Source organism: Nocardia sp. CDC153, from assembly GCF_035818515.1.
In the GTDB taxonomy this organism is placed as follows: Bacteria; Actinomycetota; Actinomycetes; order Mycobacteriales; family Mycobacteriaceae; genus Nocardia.
Genome location: NZ_JAYKYU010000003.1, coordinates 163075 through 184296 on the forward strand (window position 1 = coordinate 163075; position 21222 = coordinate 184296).

General features: G+C 67.4%; 22 protein-coding genes. 7 read left to right on the top strand and 15 right to left on the bottom strand.

Translation table 11 applies throughout. The features are described 5' to 3' along the window. Nucleotides 1-337: 337 nt before the first annotated feature. Complete coding sequence (locus VMT65_RS17580) at nucleotides 338-1228, top strand: phenylalanine 4-monooxygenase (RefSeq protein WP_326309355.1); 891 nt, start codon at nucleotides 338-340, stop codon at nucleotides 1226-1228. Here VMT65_RS17580 and VMT65_RS17585 read toward each other — a convergent pair. Next, nucleotides 1225-1842, bottom strand: a complete 618-nt coding sequence (locus tag VMT65_RS17585; RefSeq protein ID WP_326309356.1) for an acyl-CoA-like ligand-binding transcription factor — start codon at nucleotides 1840-1842, stop codon at nucleotides 1225-1227. The genes VMT65_RS17580 and VMT65_RS17585 overlap by 4 nt on opposite strands. Next, on the bottom strand, nucleotides 1832-3346 hold the full coding sequence (locus VMT65_RS17590) for an MFS transporter (protein WP_326309357.1): 1515 nt from the start codon (nucleotides 3344-3346) through the stop codon (nucleotides 1832-1834). The genes VMT65_RS17585 and VMT65_RS17590 overlap by 11 nt, the downstream gene beginning before the upstream one ends. 187 nt (nucleotides 3347-3533) lie before the next feature. Between VMT65_RS17590 and VMT65_RS17595 the strand changes: the two genes are divergently transcribed. Next, a complete protein-coding gene (locus tag VMT65_RS17595; protein WP_326309358.1) occupies nucleotides 3534-4205 on the top strand; it encodes a SnoaL-like polyketide cyclase in 672 nt (223 codons plus the stop codon). A 42-nt stretch (nucleotides 4206-4247) separates the two neighbouring features. Further along, the gene (locus VMT65_RS17600; protein ID WP_326309359.1) at nucleotides 4248-5576 is read left to right on the top strand and encodes a D-alanyl-D-alanine carboxypeptidase family protein; all 1329 of its coding nucleotides are present in this window, start codon (nucleotides 4248-4250) and stop codon (nucleotides 5574-5576) included. A gap of 4 nt (nucleotides 5577-5580) precedes the next feature. Here the strand turns inward: VMT65_RS17600 and yhjD are convergent, their stop codons facing one another. Genes yhjD through VMT65_RS17615 form a run of 3 tightly spaced genes read right to left on the bottom strand, consistent with a single transcriptional unit; the run spans nucleotide 5581 to nucleotide 8630 of the window. After that, nucleotides 5581-6603, bottom strand: a complete 1023-nt coding sequence (yhjD, locus tag VMT65_RS17605) for an inner membrane protein YhjD (RefSeq protein WP_326309360.1) — start codon at nucleotides 6601-6603, stop codon at nucleotides 5581-5583. Nucleotides 6604-6637: 34 nt separating this feature from the next. After that, nucleotides 6638-7663 (bottom strand): tryptophan--tRNA ligase, encoded by a 1026-nt coding sequence (trpS, locus tag VMT65_RS17610; RefSeq protein ID WP_326309361.1) that lies wholly within the window; start codon nucleotides 7661-7663, stop codon nucleotides 6638-6640. Nucleotides 7664-7685: 22 nt separating this feature from the next. Continuing rightward, entirely contained in the window at nucleotides 7686-8630 is a 945-nt protein-coding gene (locus tag VMT65_RS17615) for an oxygenase MpaB family protein (protein ID WP_326309362.1), read from the bottom strand. 112 nt (nucleotides 8631-8742) lie between these two features. Here VMT65_RS17615 and VMT65_RS17620 point away from each other — a divergent pair, with 112 nt between their 5' ends. After that, nucleotides 8743-9381 carry a TetR/AcrR family transcriptional regulator gene (locus VMT65_RS17620; protein WP_326309363.1) on the top strand — a complete coding sequence of 213 codons (639 nt, stop codon included), beginning with the start codon at nucleotides 8743-8745 and terminating at the stop codon, nucleotides 9379-9381. Nucleotides 9382-9450: 69 nt separating this feature from the next. On the opposite strand, the gene VMT65_RS17625 is transcribed toward VMT65_RS17620, so the two are convergent. The 4 genes from VMT65_RS17625 to VMT65_RS17640 form a co-directional block, all read right to left on the bottom strand. Next, nucleotides 9451-11088, bottom strand: a complete 1638-nt coding sequence (locus tag VMT65_RS17625; RefSeq protein WP_326309364.1) for a phospholipase C — start codon at nucleotides 11086-11088, stop codon at nucleotides 9451-9453. A gap of 118 nt (nucleotides 11089-11206) precedes the next feature. Next, a complete protein-coding gene (locus VMT65_RS17630) occupies nucleotides 11207-11731 on the bottom strand; it encodes a barstar family protein (protein ID WP_326309365.1) in 525 nt (174 codons plus the stop codon). A gap of 1 nt (nucleotide 11732) precedes the next feature. Next, nucleotides 11733-12224, bottom strand: coding sequence for a ribonuclease domain-containing protein (locus tag VMT65_RS17635; protein WP_326309366.1), 492 nt, complete (start codon nucleotides 12222-12224; stop codon nucleotides 11733-11735). After that, the gene (locus VMT65_RS17640; RefSeq protein ID WP_326309367.1) at nucleotides 12221-13027 is read right to left on the bottom strand and encodes an exodeoxyribonuclease III; all 807 of its coding nucleotides are present in this window, start codon (nucleotides 13025-13027) and stop codon (nucleotides 12221-12223) included. Before VMT65_RS17640 ends, VMT65_RS17635 begins: the two co-directional genes overlap by 4 nt. A gap of 69 nt (nucleotides 13028-13096) precedes the next feature. Between VMT65_RS17640 and VMT65_RS17645 the strand changes: the two genes are divergently transcribed. Further along, a complete protein-coding gene (locus tag VMT65_RS17645; protein ID WP_326309368.1) occupies nucleotides 13097-13951 on the top strand; it encodes an alpha/beta fold hydrolase in 855 nt (284 codons plus the stop codon). Between the two features lie 6 nt (nucleotides 13952-13957). Here the strand turns inward: VMT65_RS17645 and VMT65_RS17650 are convergent, their stop codons facing one another. After that, nucleotides 13958-15508 (bottom strand): PTS ascorbate transporter subunit IIC, encoded by a 1551-nt coding sequence (locus VMT65_RS17650; RefSeq protein ID WP_326309369.1) that lies wholly within the window; start codon nucleotides 15506-15508, stop codon nucleotides 13958-13960. Between the two features lie 39 nt (nucleotides 15509-15547). After that, on the bottom strand, nucleotides 15548-16360 hold the full coding sequence (locus tag VMT65_RS17655) for a PTS sugar transporter subunit IIA (RefSeq protein WP_326309370.1): 813 nt from the start codon (nucleotides 16358-16360) through the stop codon (nucleotides 15548-15550). A 211-nt stretch (nucleotides 16361-16571) separates the two neighbouring features. Here VMT65_RS17655 and VMT65_RS17660 point away from each other — a divergent pair, with 211 nt between their 5' ends. Beyond that, nucleotides 16572-17393: an SAM-dependent methyltransferase gene (locus tag VMT65_RS17660; RefSeq protein WP_326309371.1), complete on the top strand. Its 822-nt coding sequence runs from the start codon at nucleotides 16572-16574 to the stop codon at nucleotides 17391-17393. A 113-nt stretch (nucleotides 17394-17506) separates the two neighbouring features. Next, entirely contained in the window at nucleotides 17507-17677 is a 171-nt protein-coding gene (locus VMT65_RS17665) for a hypothetical protein (RefSeq protein ID WP_326309372.1), read from the top strand. A 60-nt stretch (nucleotides 17678-17737) separates the two neighbouring features. On the opposite strand, the gene VMT65_RS17670 is transcribed toward VMT65_RS17665, so the two are convergent. The 4 genes from VMT65_RS17670 to VMT65_RS17685 are packed head-to-tail and all read right to left on the bottom strand — an operon-like array spanning nucleotide 17738 to nucleotide 21210. Further along, a complete protein-coding gene (locus VMT65_RS17670; RefSeq protein ID WP_326309373.1) occupies nucleotides 17738-18997 on the bottom strand; it encodes an acyl-CoA dehydrogenase family protein in 1260 nt (419 codons plus the stop codon). Nucleotides 18998-19015: 18 nt separating this feature from the next. Beyond that, nucleotides 19016-19894, bottom strand: coding sequence for an SDR family oxidoreductase (locus VMT65_RS17675; RefSeq protein WP_326309374.1), 879 nt, complete (start codon nucleotides 19892-19894; stop codon nucleotides 19016-19018). Between the two features lie 10 nt (nucleotides 19895-19904). Then, complete coding sequence (locus VMT65_RS17680) at nucleotides 19905-20771, bottom strand: MaoC/PaaZ C-terminal domain-containing protein (protein ID WP_326309375.1); 867 nt, start codon at nucleotides 20769-20771, stop codon at nucleotides 19905-19907. A 1-nt stretch (nucleotide 20772) separates the two neighbouring features. Continuing rightward, nucleotides 20773-21210 (bottom strand): type II toxin-antitoxin system Rv0910 family toxin, encoded by a 438-nt coding sequence (locus tag VMT65_RS17685; protein ID WP_326309376.1) that lies wholly within the window; start codon nucleotides 21208-21210, stop codon nucleotides 20773-20775. Nucleotides 21211-21222: the final 12 nt, after the last annotated feature.

Genomic DNA, 21222 nt, shown 5'->3' on the forward strand with positions numbered 1-21222 from the left:
ATGCACGGTCCACTGGTACCGCCCGGTCGGGCCCCAACAGCGTGCCCACGCCCGGCACCCGCGGTGGCGTACCGTCGACGGCTCGATTTCTCCCGCCATCGTCGCGCTCGCGGTGATTCGCGGGATCACGTTAGCCGGATACCCGGTTCGACGCGTTGGAATCAAGCCTTCGCGCAGCGGCGAGGAATTTGAATCATGAATCACCGCAATGTATTTCGCGGTGTCTGAGGTAAGAGCACGGGCAACGACACGGGCAGCTCCCCCGGCTAGCTAGACAATTTGACTAGCTGGAAGCTTCTTTGTTGTCTAGATCACATAGCAGTGCTTGCATCGACGTATGTTCACCGAAGCTCAGCTGTACTCGCCCGTGACCACCGGCGTCGACGGCAATGTGACCGTGCACCTGAGCGATGAGCATCCGGGGGTGCACGATCCCGAGTACCGGGCCCGTCGCAATGCCATCGCCGCTCTCGCACTGGACTACCGGCCGGGGGCGCCGGTGCCGCACGTCGAGTACACCGACGAGGAGCAGGAGGTGTGGCGCATCGTCTCCGTCGAACTGGCGCGCAAGCGGGAGCGCTACGCCTGCACGGAGGTGATCGAGGCGGCGCAGCGGTTGGCACTGCCCGCCGACCATATTCCGCAGCTCGACGAGGTCGCGACGAAGCTGGTGCCGCTCACCGGATTCCGCTATGTCCCGGCCGCCGGACTGGTGCCGCTGCGGGAGTTCTTCGGCTCCTTCGCCGATCGCACCTTCCACTCCACCCAGTACATTCGCCATCACTCCGCGCCGCTGTACACCCCCGAGCCGGACGCGATTCACGAAATCCTCGGCCATGCCAATCAATTGGCCAGCCCGCGCTTCGCGGCGCTCTACGAGACGGTGGGCGCGGCGGTCAAGCGGATCGAAACCGAACGGGCGCTGAAGTTCCTGGCCGACGTGTTCTGGTTCTCCATGGAGTTCGGGGTCCTGCGCGAGCACGGCGAAGTCCGTTGCTACGGCGCGGGATTGCTGTCCTCCTACGGGGAGATCGAGGAGTTCCGGGACGCCGATCTGCGGCCGCTGGACATTCACGCCATGGGGACCATCGACTACGACATCACGCACTATCAGCCGGTGCTGTACTGCGCCGAATCCGTGAGCGAGATCGAGGATGTGGTCGGCGGGTTCTTCGACACCATGACCGATGAGACGGTGGAACGACTCGTGAGCGTGAAGCCGGTCTAGAGGGGCATACCCGCCTCGAGGAAATCGAGCACCCGGATGATCTGTTCCGGGCCGAAGTTCTCGTGGTCGATGAAGCTCAGCATTGCCCCGCTCAGCGCGCCGGCGAAAATGCGCACTTCGAAATCGTCGGGGGAACGGCCGGTCCGGCGCGCGACCAGCTCCGCGATCATGTCGTTGCTGCGTTCCAGTTCCCGCCCGATCGCGCCGCGCAATTCCGGCACCTTCGACAGCAACTCGACCCGCTGCCGCTCGAATTCCCGATCCTCCGGGCTGAGGGCGTCGAAAGATTCCAGCGTGGCCTTCTTGAAGGCCGCCAGCACCGACAGTTCCGCCGGCTGGGATTCGAACGAGGCGATCATGACCGGGTCCAGATCGTCGGCCATCGCCACCTGCTCCTTGGACGGGAAGTAGCGGAAGAACGTGCTGGGCGAGATGTCGGCCGCCGCGGCGATCTGCTCCACAGTGGTCTCGGTATAGCCCTGCTCCCGGAACAACCGGAACGCCTCCACCCGGATGGCGCGGCGGGTGCGTTCCTTCTTGCGTTCCCGCAGACCGGCCCCGGCCTTGGTTTTCACCGGGGCCGGGGGCGTCGCGGAGGCGATATCAGCCGACATGGACCGATTGTCCCGCATCGAGATCGGCGGCACCGGCAGGAGCCTGGCCGCGGGTCAGCACGGCCGCCATCACCATCGCCACCACGCAGATCCCGGCGCACACCCACAGCATGGCGTCCATGCCGTCGGTGAACGCGGTCTGCACGTGGGCGAGCATGGCCGGATCGCCGAGCTTGCGCGCCACGCCGACACCGGCGTTCACGCCGTCGGAGACCGGCGGCCGGTTCAGCTCACCGAGGCTCGAGCGGTACTGCGTCGAGAGCACGGTGCCGAGCACCGCGACGCCGATGGTGCCCGACGCCTGCCGAAGTGCCTGCAGCAGTGCCGATCCGGAGCCCGCGCGCTCGGCGGTGAGATCCCCCATGGCCAGCGCCATCGAGGCGGGCATCACGAAGCCCATGCCGATGCCGAGCAGCACCAGCGAGGTCGCCACGAAGCCGTAACCGGTGTGCACGGTGATCATCGCGCCCATGCCGACGCCGAGGGCCAGCAGTGCGAATCCGGTGGTGAGCACCACCCGCAGCCCGGCCTTGGGTTGCAACTTGTCCACCACGCGGGAGCCGAGGGCGAGTCCGCCGATCAGCGGGAGCAACCGCAGGCCGCTACCGAGCGTGTCGGCCCCGAGCACGGCCTGGAAGTACTGCGGCAGGGTGAAGAACATGCCGAACATCGCGAAGTTGACCAGCACCAGATAGACAGTGCCCCAGCGGAATCCGGCCGCGCCGAAGAGTCCGACATCGATCAGCGGGTGCGCGGTGCGGCGCTGCCACAGCAGGAACGCCCCGAGCGCCAGCACACCGGCGACAATGGCCGCCCAGGCGGGACCGTTGCCCCAGCCCTCCTGGCCGCAGCGAATGAAACCGTAAGTGAGGCCGAGCATTCCGGCCGCGGAGAGCAGCACGCCCGGGACGTCGATGCGGAAGGCGTTCTCGCTGCGCGATTCCGGCACGAGCAGCGCGACCGCGGTGGCTCCGATCACGACCAGCGGCACGTTCAGCAGGAAGGCCGAGCCCCACCAGAAGTGCTGCAGCAGCCAGCCGCCCACGATCGGGCCGAGCGGGAGACCGATGGCGGTGGAGGTGATCCAGATATTGAGCGCGCGCTGGCGGTCCCGCTCCTGCGGGAACAGCGCGGGCAGCACCGACATGGACAGCGGGATCATGGCCGCCGCCGCGGCCCCGAGCACCACGCGGGCGGCGATGAGCTCACCGGAACCGGTGGAGAACGCGCAGGCCACGGCCGCGAGGCCGAACACCAGCAGGGCGGCGAGCAGCAGCTTCTTGCGCCCGTACCGGTCGCCGAGGGCACCCGCCGGGAGCATGAACGCGGCCAGGGCCAGGGTGTAGGCGCTGCTGAACCACTGCAGCGCGGAGGTATCGGCGTGCAGGTCGACCGCCAGGGTGGGCAGGGCGACGGTGAGCACGGTGACGTCGAGACCGATGGTCAGCATGGCGATCGCCAGGGCTCCCAGCGCCAGCCAGCGGCGCACTCCCTCAGCTTTCATGACAGGTCCAATCATTTGAGAGTTTCTCGATAATGAGAGATTCTCTCATTTTGGAGATGCTGTCAATTCTTGTCGTGTCATGGGCCGGAACGGCTCGCCGCGACGGGAGGTGTCGGGGCTGTTACCGTCATCCGGTCCGTTTTGAGATCTGCGACCCCCCAACGGGTCTGGACACGTGAGGCACGAAATGACCGACCAAGCAACCGAATCCGTCGAGACCCCCTTGCATCTGCAGGGTCGTGACGCCGTCATCGCCGCGGCCGCGCCGGAGGACTGGCGCGAGGGCGCGCCCGATTACCACCTGAGCAAGGAGGTCATTCCGGTCGAGCGCACCACCCAGCACGCGCCGGATTCCTTGGAGCACATCGTCGAAGAGCTCGTGAAGGTCTTCGAGATGGAGGTCTCGCACAAGAAGGATCCGGCCAAGTGGGTGTCGCTGGTGGCCGAGCACTACCGCGGCCGCGTCAACGGCGGCCAGTGGCAGGACGCCGAGGAGTTCGCGCGCATCGGGTCCTACAACATCCTGATCGGCGAGAACCCCTTCTACGACGTGCGGGGTGAGGACTTCGAGTCCTCGCACAAGATCTTCCACACCGCCTTCCCCGGCGGCTTCTTCTGGGAGGTCCTCGAGGTGCTCTCCGGCCCGCCGACCGTCGCCTTCAAGTGGCGGCACTGGGGTCGCTACGAGGGCGAGTACAAGGGCCACCAGCCCACCGGCGAGCTCATCGAGATGACCGGCATCACCATCGCCAAGGTCTCCGAGGACCTGCGCATCCTCGAGCTCGAGCACTTCTACGACAACAACAAGCTGCTCGGCCCGCTGGCCCACGGCTGCCCGGTGAACCACACCGCGAACTAGCCTCCGCGCCAACCGGTCCGGTCGGCGATAAAGTCGGGCTCGATGATCATCCGCAGGCATCCGCATCGAGCAGCGGGCGCGGCCACCGGCCGCGCCATCCGTCGTACCGCCGCCACCTCGGTGGCCGGGCTGGCCGCGTTCTCCGTGGTGGCCTTCGGACCCCTCCCCGGTGTCTCGGAGGCCCAACCCTCCACCACGACAACGCCGTTCACCACACCCAATACCGACGACTGTCCGAACAAGACGGCCCCGCCGCCGCCCATCGACACCTCCGAGGTGCCCGAGCCCGGCCGGACGGCCCCGGCCGCCCTGCCGATTCCCAGCCCGCCGATCGGCGGCAAGCAACTGGGCGGGTGCGGGGTGATCCTGCCGTCGGGGGCCGGGCCGGTGCCCGAGGGCATCTCGGCGACGGCGTGGGAGGTGGCCGACCTCGATACCGGCAAGGTGATCGCGGCCAAGGACCCGCACGGGCGGTACCGACCGGCCTCCACCATCAAGGTGCTGCTGGCCTCGGTGGCGATTCCGGCGCTGGACGTGAACAAGACCGTGATCGGCACCCAGGACGACGCCAATGCCGACGGCACCCGGGTCGGCATCGGGCCGGGCGGAACGTACACCAACAAGCAGCTGTTCCAGGCCCTGATCATGGCGTCGGGAAACGATGCCGCGCATGCCATCTCGACCCAGCTGGGCGGCGACGAGGCCACGGTCGCCAAGATGAACGCGCTGGCGAAGCAGTTGCAGGCGTTGGACACCCGCGCCGCCACGCCATCCGGGCTGGACGGGCCGGGAATGAGCACCTCGGCCTACGATCTGGCGCTGCTGTTCCGGCACGCCATGACGCTGCCGCTGTTCGCCGAGCTGGTCCATACCGAACAGGTCGATTTCCCGGGCTTCCCGGCGAATCCGAAGGACCCGGACGACAAGGATCACCCGGGCTTCCCGATCGCCAATGACAATCACCTGCTCTACGAGTACGACGGCGCGATCGGCGGCAAGACCGGCTACACCGACGACGCCCGCCAGACCTTCGTGGCGGCCGCGCAACGCAATGGCCATCGCCTGGTGGTGACGCTGCTGAAGGCCGATGTGCGGCCCTTCCGGCCGTGGGAGCAGGCGGCCAAGCTGCTCGACTACGCCTTCGCCCTGCCCGGCGGTGCGAGCATCGGGAGCATGCCGGACGAGGCCGCGAAGACGCCGAATTCGTCTGTGGCGCTGGCCAGTCCGCCCGCCCACACCGACGCCGAACCCGCGGCCGAACCGGAGTCCGGCTCGAACAATCACGAGCTGCGGATCGCGCTCATGGTCGGCGGCACCATCCTGGTGGTGGTGCTGCTGTTGGCCGCGCGGCGGGTGAGCCGCCGGCGCTGAGCCGTCAGCGGCGACGCCGCATCGAAAGCAGTGTCGCCGCAAGGGCGCCCGCGCCGAACAGGGCCGCGCCCGTTCCGGCCGAGAGCTCGGCGACCGTCGCGCGCGGCCGGATGACGGCCGGACCGGGCGGCGGAATGTCCACGGGCACTTCGTTCTCCGCGGCGGTGGCGGCCCAGGCGGTGGCGAACAGGATGATCCGCGCGGTGAAGTAGCTGAACACCATGAGGCCGATGATGGGGCCGAACACCACCCCGGCCGGGCCGGTGATCACCGACTTCAACAGGATCGACGCCAGCTGCTTGAACACCTCGAAGACGATGGCCGCGATGAGCGCCGCCTTGGCCGCGCTGCGGAAGGTGACGGGATGTCGCGGCATCCGCGCGATGATCCACACGAAGACCGCCCAGTTGGCGAGAATGGCCAGTACCAGCGAGGCGATCGAGAGCAGCACCTCGACCCAACCCTGATGAATGCGCAGGTGGCTCAGCAGTTTGTTGAGCAGGCCGCTCGACGCGAGCACGGACAGGCCGATCGAGATGTTGAAGGCCACGAACAGCCCGATCAGCGCCAGCAGGTCGGAAGCCTTGGTGGCGAACCAGTTTCGCTGCTGCTCGGGCTGCTCCCACTGTTCGGTGAGCGCGGCCCGCAGGTTGGCGATCCAGCCCAGCCCGGCGTAGGCACCGGTCACCAGACCGATGGTGCCCACGCCCGCCCGGGAGTTCACGGCCTGGTGGATCAGATCGTTGATGGAGTCGCCCGCCGAACCCGGAATGTTCTCCACGATCTTGTGCTGAATATCGGTGAGCAGCTGCGGGTTTCGCGACAACACGAAGCCCGCCACCGCGAAACCCACCATCAGCAGCGGGAACAGCGCCAGCACCGTGAAGTACGTGATGCCCGCGGCGTAGTAGTCACCGCGTTGGCGCTGATAGCGTCCGCCCGCCCGCACCACATGGTCCAGCCAGGGGCGGCGCTGGATCTGCCGTTCGATCCACGCCTTCACGCTCCCGACGATCTGCCCGAACACCGCCACCTCCGCACGCCCGTCGCGCGAGGCCGGTTCAGCGGGCCAGGAAGCCCACCCGGTCGTACACCTGCGCGAGAGTCTTCCCGGCGACCTCCCGCGCCCGCTCCGCGCCGGAAGCGAGGACGCGGTCGAGTTCGCCCTGGTCAGACATGTATTCTTGCACCTTCGCGCGCAGCGGGGTGACAAACTCGACCAGCGCGTCGGCGGTGTCGGACTTCAAATCGCCGTAGCCCTTGCCCGCGTAGTCCTGTTCCAGGGTGACCACCGGGGTGTCGGTGAGCGCGCTCAGGATGACCAGCAGGTTGCTCACGCCCGGCTTGGTCTGCGGGTCGTAGCGGATCTCGCGCTCGGTGTCGGTGACCGCGGAGCGGATCTTCTTGGCCGAGACCTTGGGATCGTCGAGCAGATTGAGCAGGCCCGCGTCGCTGGTGGCCGACTTGCTCATCTTCGAGGTGGGATCCTGCAGATCGTAGATCTTGGCGGTGCCGGTGACGATGTGCGGCTCGGGCACCACGAAGGTCTTCTTGTAGCGAGTGTTGAAGCGCTGCGCCAGGTTTCGGGTCAGCTCCAGGTGCTGGCGCTGATCCTCGCCGACCGGCACCAGCTGGGCGCGGTAGAGCAGGATGTCGGCGGCCATGAGCACCGGGTAGGTGAACAGGCCCACGGTCGCGTTGTCCGCGCCCTGCTTCACCGACTTGTCCTTGAACTGGGTCATGCGGCCGGCCTCGCCGAAACCGGTGATGCAGTTCAGCACCCACGCCAGCTCGGCGTGCTCGGGCACCTGCGACTGCACGAACAGCGTCGAGCGTTTGGGGTCCAGGCCGAGGGCCAGCAGCTGCGCGGCCGACACCTTGGTCCGGCGGCGCAGCTCCTTGGGATCCTGCGGCACCGTGATGGCGTGCAGGTCCGGGATGAAGTAGAAGGCGTCGTAGTCGTCCTGCAGGCGCACCCAATACTGCAGCGCGCCAAGGTAGTTGCCGAGGTGGAAGGAATCGCTGGTGGGCTGGATTCCGGACAGTACCCGCTGCTTACGCTCAGCGGAGGCTTCAGGACTCGACATGCCTCCGATCTTCCCATGTCGGCTAGGCCGTATTTCTGGCCACCCAGTTGCGCGGATCGACCCCCGGCATGCTGGTGCGACCCGAGCCGACCAGGCGCTGTTCGCGTCGGGTGGCCAGCTTGTAGAGGGGGTAGCTGGGGCCGGTCATGGGCGTGGTGAGGGGATTGCCGACCAGCGGCGGGGAGAGGTGCGCGGTGCGGACGGCGCGGGCCAGGGTGCGGAAGGCGGCCTCCTCGCGCAGGCCCCAGCGCAGCTCGTACATGTCGCGAATGCGCTTGGGGAGGCTGCCCTGGACCAGCAGGGCGAACCCGGTCATGGCCTGCTGCATGGGCATCGGCAGCGGGTGGGCGACGCGCTGGCCCATGAGATACGAGCCGACCAGTTTGGCTTCGTCGGTGAGGAAGGGCTCGTCGGAGGCCAGGTAGCCGTCGAAGTAGTCCCGGAATTCGCGGTAGGTGTAGGGCGCGGCGGTGCGCGGCATGCCGAAGAGCTCACCCCAGCGCACGTAGTCCTGGTACAGGCCCTCGCGTTCGGTCGGGGTGAGGCGGCGGACCAGCAGATCGTGCATGACCTCGGCGGAGTCGAAGGTGAAGGCCATGGTCATGAACATCAGGTGCGGGTCGTGCGCCGAGTAGTGGGTGCCCGCCGGATTGGCCGCGCCCGCGTCCTCGGGCAGCGCGCCCTCGACCGGGGCGTGGCGCTTGCGGGTGAAAGCCCGTGCGCGGTCGGCCTCTTCGCGGGTGCCCAGCGAGACGGCCTCGAACAGGCGGCCGGTGAGGGCGAGGCGGGTGTACGGCGTGGTCCGGTGCTGGGTGTTCTCGGCGGTGCCGACATAGAGCAGCGGATGCACCGCGCCGATCACCAGGGCCCGCTGGCCGTAGGTGAGTCCGACCGCACGCTTGCGCATGACCCGCCGGATCATCGAATCGTCGGAGAAATAGCCGCTCTGGGCCGCACGTGCAGGCATCGTTGCCTCCTGGGTGTGTGACGCGAACCACCGCATCTGGAAACAGAGTCCCCCAGATTCCAATTTCTGGCAAGACCTTCTGCCAGAATCGCCGCCGTGCCAGAATCGGTTCGTGACCGGCCAACGGACCTACGGGGGCATCTCCGCCGACGAGCGCCGCACCCAGCGCCGCACCGCCCTGCTCGACGCCGCCCTCGACATCCTCGGCACCCAGGGCATGGACAAACTCACGGTCTCCGCGCTGTGCACGGGCGCGGGCCTCAACGAGCGGTACTACTACGAGAACTTCGACGGCCGCGACGCCGTGCTGTCCGCCCTCTTCGACGCCATTGCCGAGGAACTGGCCGCCGCCCTGCTCGCGGCCCTGCACACCGCCCCCGACGATCCGCGCGCCAAGGCGCACGCCGCCATCAGCGCGGGCATCGGCGTCCTCACCGACGACCCCCGCAAGGCCCGCGCCACCCTCGTCCTGAGCTCGGCCACCCCCGAACTGCGCACCCGCACCACCCACACCATCAAGGCCTTCGCGAATCTCGTCGCCGCCGAGGGCATCGACTTCTACGGCCTCACCGAGGGCGACCCCAAACCCGTGATCGGCTTCCGCGCAACCTATCTCGTCGGCGGCCTGGTCCACACCCTCACCGCCTGGCTCCAGGGCGACCTCCCCATGACCCGCGACGACCTCATCGACGCCACCACCGACGTCTTCGTCCTCCTGGGTGAGGATCTGGCGCGCGAGATCCGGCGCTGAGCCGGGCCCGGATACGCGGCCGCCCGGCCTTCTCGGAGCGAAAGGGCCGGGCGGGCTGGGGAATCGGGATCAGCTGGCGGCGCCGGTCTTCGGGTCCAGGGGCAGCGCGGGCTGGGGGGCGGCCTTGAAGTCGAACATGGCGTCGAGGGTGCCCGCCTTCTCGTCGAAGGAGTCGTCGCCGATGCGGCCGGTCTTCCAGTTGTCCTCGATGAACTTCAGCACCGAGGCCTGGTCGGTGACGCCGTGGTCGACGAAGTTGGCCTTGGCGTACGGCGAGATCACGAGCAGCGGCACCCGCTGGCCGTAGCCGCAACGACCCTGGTACTTGGCCGGATTCGCCTTGGCGTCACCGCACGTGCCGGGGCTGGTGTAGCCGTCCTGCTCCGAGGCGGAGTTCATGACCAGCTTCGGGGCCGCGTGGTCGTACCAGCCGTCGGAGTCGTCGTAGGCGATGACGACCGCGGTGTCCTTCCACTCCGGCAGCTTCTGCAGGTGGTTGATGGTCTCGACCAGGAACTGCTGCTCGTCCAGCGGATCGGAGTAGGCGGCGTGGCCGTCCTGGTAACCGGGAGCCTTGAGGTAGCTGACGGCGGGCATGTTGCCCTTGTCGGCGGCGGCCCAGAAGTCGGTCAGGTCGTACTGGTGGTTGGCCTGATCGGTCTGGCCGATCTTGTCGACCGAGGTCGGCGGCAGGTGGTGCGGGTTGGCCGTCGACGGGTAGTACTGGAACGGCTCGTGGTGGGGGATGTAGTCGCCCTTGGTGTCCCAGCCCTTGGGGCTGCCGTCCTTGGCGCCGGTACCGCCCAGGGCCACACCGACATTGTGGGTGGCGCCGCAGACGGCCTTGCCGTCCTTGGTCTCGGTGGGCTTGAAGCCGCCCTGGAAGAAGCCCCAGGTGACGTTCTTCTTGTTGAGCAGGTCACCGATATTGGTGCCGGTCATCTGCACGGTGTCGCGCGAGGAGCAGTCGTCGCCGTAGGGCTGCGGGTCACCGACCACGGTGCCCTGGCCGTTCCCGGCGTTCGGCAGCACGGTGTCCTCGGGGAAGGGCTGGCCGGGCTTCGGCGGCTCCATCTTGGTGACGCCGTGGGTCTGGCCCGCGACCAGGTTCAGCGCGCCCACGGTGGACGGGCCGAAGGTGGTGGTCCAGGAGTTGTCGCTCATGGCGTAGTGCTGCGCGTAATTCCACAGCGCCGTCACCGAATTGCCGTCGTAGTAGTCCATGACCAGGCCCTGCGGACCGTAGGTCGGCTGCTTGCAGGACTTGCCCTCGGACACATTGGTGTGCTCGACGAACTGGTCCAGCTTGCCGCCGTTCATGGCGAGCTGCTCGTCGCGGTACTCGTGGTCCTGGTCGCAGGTGATCTGCTGATCCGGGCCGCCGAGGCGCACGGGCTGGGCCTTGTTGGGGTTCTTGGTGAGCAGGTCCGGCGTGAGGCCGTCCACCTTCGGCGTGTTCGGCAGCGCGGTGAACTTGGTGCCGTCGGTGTTGGCCGCGTTCGGGTAGGTGCCGAAGTAGTGGTCGAAGGAGATGTTCTCCTGGAAGATCACCACGACGTGCTTGATCGGGGTCGCGGTGTCGGTGTCCGCACCGGCGGCCTTGTCCGAGGACGACGAACACGAGGTTGCGCTCAGCGCGACCAGCGCGGCGAACGCGGCGGCAGCGCGGCTTCGTTTACCGAAGCGGCGGCGGGCCGAGGCGGGCATGAAATCCTCCAAGGGTCGATCCGGATCGCGTCAGGCCGCGATCACCTAGCGAGACCATTGCAGCGTCTATGACCTGTTTGTTCGACCGCAGGTTAACTGTGAGAGAAACTCCGGTGAATCACATCTTCGGGGATTCGGGATCCAAAGTCAGGGATACGACCGGCAATCCGGGTGGCGTGGCGTCCTGCAGCACCACCCGGAAGGGAATGCCGCGCTTGGCCCACGAGGCCGCGGCGTCGGTCACGGCCTCGGCGAACCAGGCCCGTTCGGCGGGCTGCCGATCCAGCATGAGCGCGGCGTTGCGCACCACCGCGACGTATCCCATTGCGTCGCCGACGAATTCGTCGAGGTCGCGCAGGCACTCGTCGAAGGCGTCCTTGTTCTCCCCGAAGTAGTAGGGGAATTGGAAGGCCGCGGCGAATTCGTCGAAGACACCCGCGACCGTCCGCATCTTGCGACCGCGCAGCTCCCGGGACAGGTAGCCGTCGGGGATTCGGAAACGGACGCCGGAGAATTCGGCCGCGCCGATCGGCAGCACACCGAGCACCGGGACCGGAGCCGTGCGCGCGGAGGTCTCGGCGGGCAGGGACAGGAACCGCGACAGCGGCATCGGCTCGGACATCTCGGCCATCGGCTCGGTCATCTCAGCGCATCCTCGTGAAGGTTTTGTAGTGGTCGCCGGTGTAATAGGCCGAACCGTCGCTGCCGGTGATGATGCGCTCGGCATCGCGGGTTTGGCCGCGCTGCTTGGGGTTCACGTCCCATTCCTGATACGTGATGGCCTTGCCCGAGGAATCCTTGCGCGGCAGCTGGCCGCTGCGGTTCTCCCACGGATCGCCGCCGTGCGTGCCGGGGGCGTTGGCGGAGTCCGGCCAGCGCCCGGCGTCGATCTCGACCAGCGTGGCGTAGGCACGGTCGGGGACTCCGGGAACCTTGGAGACCGGCGCGGACTGATTCGCGGTGCCGGGTGTGGCACCGCCGGGTTTCGCGGTCGCCTTGACCGTCGAGGTCGCAACGGCCTTGGCGCCGTTGCTGTCTCGATGGTCGTTGACCCGGGTGGCCACCACCGCGATGAGCAGCACCAGCACCGCCGCGCCCAGCGTGAGCCAGGCGCGCGTCTTCTTGGAGACGGTCATCGGTACTGCACCGTCACCGGCGCGTGGTCGGACCAGCGTTCGGCGTAGGTGGCGGCCTTCTCCACGACGGCCTGCTTGGCGCGGGTGGCGATATCGCCGCGGGCCAACTGGTAATCGATGCGCCAACCGGCATCGTTGTCGAAGGCGCGGCCGCGGTAGGAGTGCCAGCTGTAGGGGCCGGGCACGCCCGGATGCAGATCGCGCACCACGTCCCGGTATCCGGCGGCCAGCATGGACGAGACCCAGGCACGCTCCTGCGGCAGGAAGCCCGCGTTCTTGACGTTGCCCTTCCAGTTCTTGATGTCGAGTTCGGTGTGCGCGACATTCCAGTCGCCCATGATCACGAACTCGCCCGGATGCGCGAGCATGCGCGCGCCGATGGCGTCGAGGAAGCGGTACTTCTCGTCCTGCATCGGGGTGTCGGCCTCGCCGGTGTGGACGTAGACGCTGGCAATGGTGAGGTCGTCGAAATCGGCCTCGATGTAGCGGCCCAGGGTGGCGAATTCCTCGACGGGAGTCCAGGTTCCGTCGGCGAGCAGGCCGACGCCGACGCGCACGGCGTCGGGCTCCTTGCGGGACAGGATGGCCACGCCCGCCCGGCCCTTGAGGCCCGGCTCGGCATGGCTGAGGAACCATCCGGCGTCCAGTGCGGGCGCTAGCGCGCTACGCGTTTGCTCATCGGTCGCCCGCGTCTCCTGCAGGCAGACGACATCGGCCTCGGTCGCGGCCAGCCATGCGAGCAGTCCCTTGCCCGCCGCGGCCCGCACCCCATTGACGTTGCACGTACTGATGATTTTCGCCACTTCACGACCGTACAATGCGGCTTACCGACTCTCTTCACGGACATCGAGGTCCAGGAAGGGGTGACGACGATGACGTCAGGCACCACCCGGCCCACCGCCCCGCCCGCGCCCATCCGCGCGCTCCACACCGGTTCCGGTGAACCACTGCTCCTGCTGCACGGATTCATGATGTCCCCGCATTGCTGGGAGCAGGTCGCGCAGCGCATGTCCGGCCATTGCGAAGTGTTCGCCCCGGCCTTCGCCGGGCATTGGGGCGGACCCGATTTCGACGGCTGGTATCTGGATGTCAGTGCCCTTGCCGATCGGGTGGAGAACCAGCTCGACGAGATGGGCTGGCGCACCTGCCATATCGCGGGCAATTCGCTCGGCGGTTGGGTCGGCTTCGAGCTGGCCCGGCGCGGGCGGGCCCGCACGCTCACCGCTATCGCCCCGGCAGGCGGCTGGCAAACCCCGTCCACGCTGCAGATTCGGGTGGGATTGAAGTTCGCGTCGCTGGTCCCGCTGGTGGAGATCGGCAAACATCTGCCCGACTACATCGCCTACAGCGGTCTGGTCCGGCAGGCCGTCGCCCTGCTGCTCACCAAGAACGCCTCGGCGGCCTCGCGCGCGGGCATCGAGGCGGCCATCACCTCGGCCATGCGCTGCACGGCCATGCTGCCAATGCTGGTGAGCGGCCTGCGTTTCCCGGCCCTGGAGAACCTCTCCACCCTGAAAACCCCGGTCCGCCTGCTCATGTGCGAGCACGACCGCATTATCCCCAACCGCGCCTACGCCCGCCGCTTCCTGGAAGAACTCCCCGAATCGGCGGACCGCATCCTGGTCCACAACGTCGGCCACGTGCCGATGCTCGAGGCCCCGGACCGCATAGCGACCCTCATCGCCGAACACGTCTACGCGTCGCGCACCCGCCTGCGCGCGGTCTGACGCCCGTCAGTCGAGCCGGGGCGGAGGCGTCGGAGCGCCCGCGGGGACCGGAATCTTGGGGAATTCCATGGCATTCGGGCGTGCCACCGCCGCGGTGACGGCTTCGGTGCGGGTGCTGCCGAGGGCGCGGTCGCGGGCCGCGCCCGGATCCCAGCCGGTGGCAACGACTTTGGTCTGCACCAGGATGGCGCCGAGCAGGATCACCAGGCCGATGGCGAGGGCCGCGGCCACCGCGCCCCAGCCGCCGAGTTTGGCGGCGGTGCCGATGGCGGTGCCGAACCAGCCGAAGTCCGCGTCGCCGAAGGTGGTGTTCTCCTCGCCGAAGGGGCCGAGGACCTGGAGCAGGATGGCGGGCAGGAAGGTGATGAGGCAGCCGTTGACGAACGCGCCGCAGACCGCGCCCCGGCGCCCGCCCGTCGCATTGCCGTAGACGCCCGCCGCGCCGCCGGTGAAGAAGTGCGGCACCAGACCGGGCAGCACCAGCGCCCAACCGAAGAGCGGATTGCAGATCCAGCTGAGCAGGCCCAGGCTGACCAGGCCGCCGACGAAGCTGCTGAGGAAGCCGAGCAGCACGGCGTTCTGAGCGTAGGGGAACACGATCGGGGCGTCCAACGCCGGAATCGCGCCGGGCACAACCTTTTCCGCGATGCCCTGGAAGGCGGGGACCAGCTCGCCCAGGATGGTGCGGACACCGAAAAGAATGACGGCCACCGCGATACCGAAGTAGAGGCCCTGCTGCACTGCCTGCATCAGATAGTTGCCGACATTCGTCGCACCGTTCTCGAAGGCCTGGAACGCCTCGTCCTGCCCGGCCCGCGCCAGATAGGCCACCGCCAGCACCAGATACAGCAGCACCATCGACAGGGCGGTCGCCACCATCGAATCCCGCAGGAAGCGCAGCCCTTCCGGCAGATCCATCTCCTCGGTGCTGCGGCTGTGCTTGCCGACCAGCTGTCCGGTCGCGCCCGCCGCGATATAGCCCGCGGTGCCGAAATGCCCGATGGCCACCTCGTCGCCGCCGGTGACCCGCCGCGTCCAGGCCTGCGACAGCGCCGGGAACGACACCATGACGATGCCGAGCAGAATGCCGCCCGCCACCACCACCGTCGGCGTGGACAGGCCCGCCACCGCCAACACCATGGTGAGCAGGGTGGCCATGAACAGCATGTGGTGACCGGTCAGAAAGACGTAGCGCAGCGGCGTGAATCTGGCCAGCGCCAGGCTGATTCCGAAGCCGAGGATCATCAGCCAGGTCACCCGCGCACCGTATTCGTGCTGCGCGATGGCCACGATGGCCTCGTTGGTGGGTATCACGCCGTGCGCGCCGAGTGCCCCCTGAATCATGGTGCCCAACGGTTTCAGCGATGCCACCACCAGGCCCGCGCCCGCGCCGATGAGCAGGAAGCCCAGCGTCGCCTTGATGGCGCTGCCCGCCACCTGCCCGGCCGGTTTGCGCAGTGCGATGAGCCCGACGGCGGTGATGATGCCGATGAGATAGGCGGGCTGGCTGAGGATTTCATTGACAACGAACTGTGCGATGGCCAGAACGACATTCATGCTGCCCGCCTTCCTAGACGTCGAAGAGTTCGCGCGGGGCTAGAGATCGAAGAGCTCACGCAGAGCCCTGTCGACTTCGGCCGCGCTGGTGAAGTTCTCGATCACTTGCACCGGAATGCTCAGATTGCCAAGGGTTTTGGCGATCTCCCCGGAGGTGAGTACGGCGACGGCCTCCGATGCCTTACCTTTGGCGGAGATGGTGTCGGTGGCCTCGACCGTGATGTAGGGGGTCCAGTGCCACCGGTCGAGTACGGATTCCAAGGTGCTCTTGAGGAACAGGCTGGTGCCGACGCCGTTGCCGCAGACGGTGAGGATCTTCAGCGGCCCGGAGCGCGGCTTGCCCGCGGCGTGGGGAACGGAAGCCTGTGTGGCGGACGGCTTTTCGGCCGCAGCGCCCCCGATTTCCGCCTCGTCGAGCAGCAGCGCCCGCAGCTGACGCGGCGTCCGCACGGCCCGCAAAACCTGATCCGCGCCCGGTTCCAGCAGCACCTTGGCGAGCGCGGCCATGGCATCGGTGTGCACGCCCGAATCCGAGGCGGCCAGCGCGACGACCAGATCCACCGGATCGTTGGGGCTGCCGAACTCCACCGGCCGCTCCAGCCGCACCCACGACATCCCGGTCCGGTGCACCGCCGGTGAGGGCCGGGCATGCGCGAAGGCGAATCCAGGAGCGATGACAATGTAGGGCCCGTTCTCCTCGACATTGCCGATCATCGCCGCCGTGTACTCGGCCGTGGCCACTCCGGTGGCTACCAGCAAATCACCGGCCGCCCGAATGGCCGCACGCCAGTCATCGGCATGACCGTGCAGATCGATCGCCTCCGAAGGCAGCAAATCCACCAGCGATGTCATGCGCCGATCCTCGCATGAATACCGAACAGCAAATGTCTGGCACACCGCGCTGTCATCCGAATACCGACGCCGCTCCGAATCACTTCCGGTGCGCCGCGGTATCCCGACTCGCATTCAGCACACCGGGCGTTACCGTGAACAGCGCGCCGGAAGACGTTCTCTTACATAGGATTACTGCCACAACGGAGTCCCTCGGACAGGGGTGTGAAAGATGACGGATCAATCGCACGTGGACCAGTCGAAACCGAGCATCGCGCGGGTTTACGACTACCTTCTCGGCGGTAAGGACAACTACGCCGTCGATCGCGAGATCGGGGACTTCTTCATCAAGGATCTGCCGGGTTCGGTGGATATCGCCTTCGCCAACCGCAATTGCCTGGTTCGCGCCGTCGGCGAGATCGCCCGCGCGGGCGTGAAACAGTTCATCGATATCGGCAGCGGCCTGCCCACCGCCGACAATGTGCACCAGGTCGCGCAGCGCCATCTCACCGACCCGCACGTCGTCTACGTCGACAACGACCCCATCGTGCTGGCCCACGGCCGCGCCATTCTGGAGACCGACGAGTTCACCAGCGTCATCCAGGCCGATCTGCGCGATTCGGAGGCCATCCGCCACCACGAGGATGTCGAACGCCTCATCGACTTCTCCCAGCCGGTCGCCATCATCTTCAGCGCGATCCTGCACCACCTGAACAATGACGAGAAGCCCGACCAGATCGTGCGCTATTGGACCGACCAAATCCCTTCCGGCAGCATGATCTACATCTCGCACTTCCGTTCCGGCTTCAATGAGGAAACCCGTCTGGCCGAGCAGAAGTTGCAGTCCAGTTTCGGCCGCGGCCGCTGGCGCACCGACGAGGAAATCCTCGCTCTGTTCGGCGATCTGGAGATCCTGGATCCGGGCCTGGTCCCCTGTTCGCTGTGGCGGCCCACCCCCACCACCGCCGACGGCGTCTCCCGCATCGGCACCGACCATCACGATCTCAGCGTCTGGGAGCAGTTGATTTCCGCCGCCCTGTCCCGCAAGCCGTAGTCCGCGAGTCCGTCGACGCCCGCCAGTCCACCGACCTGTTTTGTGCTGCGTAAGAAGGGGAACGCCTTCTGGTACCGCAGAGCGTCTGTGGGTCAGTGCGGGAGAGGTGCCGGATGGAGAGTCAGCGTGGGCAGCAGCGGAGTGATCGTGCGCGGGGATGGGATCGGCGGGTGGAGGCCGAGGAGTTCGCCAGTCGGGCCGAGTGGGAAGAGTCCGCGTGGGATCACCCGGATGAGGTAGCGATCACCGATGACGAGAGCAAGAAGTTCAAGACGATCCGCTGATCGGGCTGGTCGTCCGGGGCCGCCACCGGCGACAGGTGGCGGCCCCGGACGTGTGCGCGCCTAGTAGGCGAGCAGTCCCTTGGCGACGTGGGTCACCTGGATCTCGTTGCTGCCCGCGTAGATCATCAGCGACTTGGCGTCGCGGGCCAGCTGTTCGACGTGATACTCCGACATGTAGCCGTTGCCGCCGAAGAGCTGGACGGCGTCCATGGCCACCTCGGTGGCGATCTCCGAGCAGTACAGCTTCATGGCCGACGCTTCGGCCAGCGTGGGCGGCTTGCCCGCGCGGGAGCGCTCCAACGCGTTGAACACCATGTTCTGCACATTGATTCGCGCCACCTCCATCTTGGCGAGCTTGAGCTGCACCAGCTGGAAGCGGCCGATCTCCTGACCCCACAGCTTGCGGGTCTTGGCGTAATCCACACAGAGCCGGTGACATTCGTTCACGATGCCCAGTGCCATGAAGGCCACGCCGATGCGTTCGGCGGTGAAACTCGAACGGGCGCTTTCGCGTCCGTCGCCGCCCTCGTGCTGTTCGGTCTCGCCGAGCAGCCGGTCGCGGCCCAATCGCACATTGTCGAAGAACAATTCGCCGGTGGGCGAGGCGTGCAGGCCCATCTTCTTGAACGGCTTGCCCTGGGTGAAGCCCTCCATGCCCTTGTCCAGCACGAAGGTCAGCACCTTGCGGTCGCGCTTGTCGCCGCCGTCGCCCTGGTCGAGCTTGGCGTAGACGATGACGGTGTCGGCGTAGGGGCCGTTGGTGATGAAGGTCTTCTGGCCGTTGAGGATGTAGTCGTCGCCGTCGCGGCGGACGTAGGTCTTCATGCCGCCGAAGGCGTCCGAACCGGAGTCCGGTTCCGTGATCGCCCACGCCGCGACCTTTTTCATGGTCACGATGTCGGCCACCCAGCGTTCCTTCTGCGCGAGGGTGCCGCGCGCGAGGATGGTGGTGGCCCCGAGACCGATGCTCACGCCCATGGCGGTGACCAGGCCCATGCACACCCCGGACAGCTCGCTGATGAGCACCGCCATCAGCGATTCCTGCCCGGAGAACGGCCCGCCCTCGCCGGACGGCTTCTTCTCCGGCAGCGGCTCCCCGGCGGCGATCGCCTCCTCCCGCTTGCGTTGCTTGGCAAGCAGTTTGGCGACCGTCTCCGCACCGAGTGCGTCGATGCCGAACTCGCTGAACAGCTTTCGGATGATCGGGTACGGCAGCATGTCGCCGCTGTCGAGGGCGTCCAGGTGCGGGCGCACCTCCTTGTCGATGAAGCCGCGCACCGCCCCGCGGATCAGCTCATCGGTCTCGGACCATTCGAACATCGTTGTCCGCCTTCCTGATTACGGCAGTCGCCCGGCGATATCGTCGATGGACCACGGGCCCTCGGTCTCGATGGTCTTCACGTCGTGCCACCCCGCCAGTTCGGAGATCGCGCCGCCCTGCACCGCGAACACCTTGCCGGTGATCGGGCACTTCTCGGTGGCAAGATACGCCACCAGCGGAGAGATATTGGCCGGACTGAAGGCATCGAACTCGCCCTCCTCCAGTCCCGCCTGCTGCGCGGCCATCATCTCGCCCATGCCCGGCGTGGCCAGGGTGAGGCGGGTGCGGGCGATCGGGGCGATGGCGTTCACGCGCACGCCGTAGCGGGCCAGCTCGTCCGCGGCCACCAGGGTGAGCGCGGCGATGGCGGCCTTGGCGGCGCCGTAATTCGCCTGTCCCGCATTGGGGACCGTGGTGCCCGAAGCCGACGCGGTATTGATGACGGCGGCATTGGGCTGATTGCCCGCCTTGGACTGGTCCTTCCAGTAGGCGGCCGCGTGCCGCAGCACCGCCGCGTGCCCCTTGAGGTGCACGGCCACGACGGCGTCCCACTGCGACTCGTCCATGCCCGCGATGAACGCGTCGCGCAGGATGCCCGCGTTGTTCACCACGACATCGAGCCGCCCGAACTCCGAAACGGCCTGATCCACCAGGTTTTTCGCACCCTGCCAGTCGGCCACGCTGTCGGTGTTGGCGATCGCGCGCCCCCCTGCGGCGACGATCTCGTTCACCACCTCGTGCGCCGGTCCGGCATCGGTGCCCTCACCGGCATTGCTCCCGCCGAGGTCGTTGACCACGACCGCCGCGCCCTCCCGGGCGAACAGCAGTGCGTGCTCGCGCCCGATCCCCCGACCGGCTCCGGTGATAATGGCGACCCGTCCGTCGAGTGCACCCATGAATGTCTCCTCAGTTGTCGGAAATTTCGGCGAGACCGTCGCTGAGCACCGTGTCGTCGCCGCGCACGGTCCGGAAGGCGTAGGTGCTGACCCCGTTGGCGCTGCCGACCTTCCAGATCTGGGTCTCGAGGTCGTCGTTCGGGAACACCATTTTCGAGAAGCGCACCGCATACCGTTGCAGCCGAGCCACATCCGAGTCCGCGACCTGGGTCAATACCCCCCACGACGACATCGCCATGGTGCACAGTCCGTGCGCGATGATGCCGGGCAGACCGGCATCGCGGGCCACCTGATCGTCCAGGTGCAGCGGCACCGGATCACCCGAGGCCGGGGAGTAGCGGTAGGTCTGGTCGGCGTCCACGTGCGCGGTCGCCCTCGCCAGCGGTTCCCGCTCCAGCAACGCCGGATCGAACCGGTGCGCCGGAGCCTGGTCACCGACCCGCTCCCCCGCGTCGACATTGCGGAAGAACGCGGTCAGATACTGCTCGTTGACCAGTTCCCCGTCCTCGGAACGGCATTCGATGAGGATGGTGATGGTCGAGCCATTGTCCTTCCCCTCGTATCCGATGGCCTTGGCCCGCGATTTCAGCTTGTCGCCGGGGCGGATCGGCCGGTGGAAGTGGAAGTCCTGCTCCCCGTGCACGACCCGGCCGAAGATGTCCATCGGGGCCACGTCGATGACCGGCACCATCATGGCGTCGAACACCGGCACGATGGCGAAGATCGGCGGTGCGACATCGCCTTTCACGTGCGCGGGAATGGGATCGTTGGTGGCGGCGGCGTATTCGGCGATCCGCTCCCGGGTGACCTCGAACGGCTCCTCGTCCGACCAGTTGCCCAGCCCCGATTTGTCGAATTCGACTGCCGTCGAGGCCATCTCAGGCCGCCGTGGCGAGGGCGTCGAGCGCGGCGAGAGTTTTGTCCAGCTGAGTGAGGCCATCCTTCTCCACCGCCTTGCCCAGGGCGCCCTTGATGAGCGCGCCCTCGAAATCGCCGGACACCGAGAACTTGCTGCCGCTGCCCTCCGGGGTGATGTCGAAGGCGAACTGCACCTTCACACCCGCCATGCCGGTGCCGCTGAGCACCAGGCGATTCGGGGTGTCGACGCTCTCGACCACCCACTCGATCTTGTTGGCCATGCCGAGCATGACGATCTTGGCGGTCAGCTTCGCGCCGGGGGCCAGCACCGCCGGGGGCTCCTCCATCCAGCGCTCGTGGATGGAGAACCACTTGTCCCAGGTCTGCGGGTCGGAGACGACGGCCCACAGGCCCTCGGGGGTCGCGTTGAGATCCTTGGCAGCTTCGATGTGTCCCATGTGATTACCTCT

Excerpts from the sequence above, each read along its gene's own strand:
- VMT65_RS17685 (WP_326309376.1), bottom strand. The coding sequence starts at position 21,210 with ATGGGACACATCGAAGCTGCCAAGGATCTCAACGCGACCCCCGAGGGC.
- VMT65_RS17645 (WP_326309368.1), top strand. The coding sequence starts at position 13,097 with ATGACGTCAGGCACCACCCGGCCCACCGCCCCGCCCGCGCCCATCCGC.
- VMT65_RS17585 (WP_326309356.1), bottom strand. The coding sequence starts at position 1,842 with ATGTCGGCTGATATCGCCTCCGCGACGCCCCCGGCCCCGGTGAAAACC.
- VMT65_RS17670 (WP_326309373.1), bottom strand. The coding sequence starts at position 18,997 with ATGTTCGAATGGTCCGAGACCGATGAGCTGATCCGCGGGGCGGTGCGC.
- trpS (WP_326309361.1), bottom strand. The coding sequence starts at position 7,663 with ATGTCGAGTCCTGAAGCCTCCGCTGAGCGTAAGCAGCGGGTACTGTCC.
- VMT65_RS17625 (WP_326309364.1), bottom strand. The coding sequence starts at position 11,088 with ATGCCCGCCTCGGCCCGCCGCCGCTTCGGTAAACGAAGCCGCGCTGCC.
- VMT65_RS17680 (WP_326309375.1), bottom strand. The coding sequence starts at position 20,771 with ATGGCCTCGACGGCAGTCGAATTCGACAAATCGGGGCTGGGCAACTGG.
- VMT65_RS17595 (WP_326309358.1), top strand. The coding sequence starts at position 3,534 with ATGACCGACCAAGCAACCGAATCCGTCGAGACCCCCTTGCATCTGCAG.
- VMT65_RS17650 (WP_326309369.1), bottom strand. The coding sequence starts at position 15,508 with ATGAATGTCGTTCTGGCCATCGCACAGTTCGTTGTCAATGAAATCCTC.
- VMT65_RS17660 (WP_326309371.1), top strand. The coding sequence starts at position 16,572 with ATGACGGATCAATCGCACGTGGACCAGTCGAAACCGAGCATCGCGCGG.
- VMT65_RS17655 (WP_326309370.1), bottom strand. The coding sequence starts at position 16,360 with ATGACATCGCTGGTGGATTTGCTGCCTTCGGAGGCGATCGATCTGCAC.
- VMT65_RS17665 (WP_326309372.1), top strand. The coding sequence starts at position 17,507 with ATGGAGAGTCAGCGTGGGCAGCAGCGGAGTGATCGTGCGCGGGGATGG.
- VMT65_RS17600 (WP_326309359.1), top strand. The coding sequence starts at position 4,248 with ATGATCATCCGCAGGCATCCGCATCGAGCAGCGGGCGCGGCCACCGGC.
- VMT65_RS17675 (WP_326309374.1), bottom strand. The coding sequence starts at position 19,894 with ATGGGTGCACTCGACGGACGGGTCGCCATTATCACCGGAGCCGGTCGG.
- VMT65_RS17615 (WP_326309362.1), bottom strand. The coding sequence starts at position 8,630 with ATGCCTGCACGTGCGGCCCAGAGCGGCTATTTCTCCGACGATTCGATG.
- VMT65_RS17630 (WP_326309365.1), bottom strand. The coding sequence starts at position 11,731 with ATGACCGAGCCGATGGCCGAGATGTCCGAGCCGATGCCGCTGTCGCGG.
- VMT65_RS17590 (WP_326309357.1), bottom strand. The coding sequence starts at position 3,346 with ATGAAAGCTGAGGGAGTGCGCCGCTGGCTGGCGCTGGGAGCCCTGGCG.
- VMT65_RS17635 (WP_326309366.1), bottom strand. The coding sequence starts at position 12,224 with ATGACCGTCTCCAAGAAGACGCGCGCCTGGCTCACGCTGGGCGCGGCG.
- VMT65_RS17580 (WP_326309355.1), top strand. The coding sequence starts at position 338 with ATGTTCACCGAAGCTCAGCTGTACTCGCCCGTGACCACCGGCGTCGAC.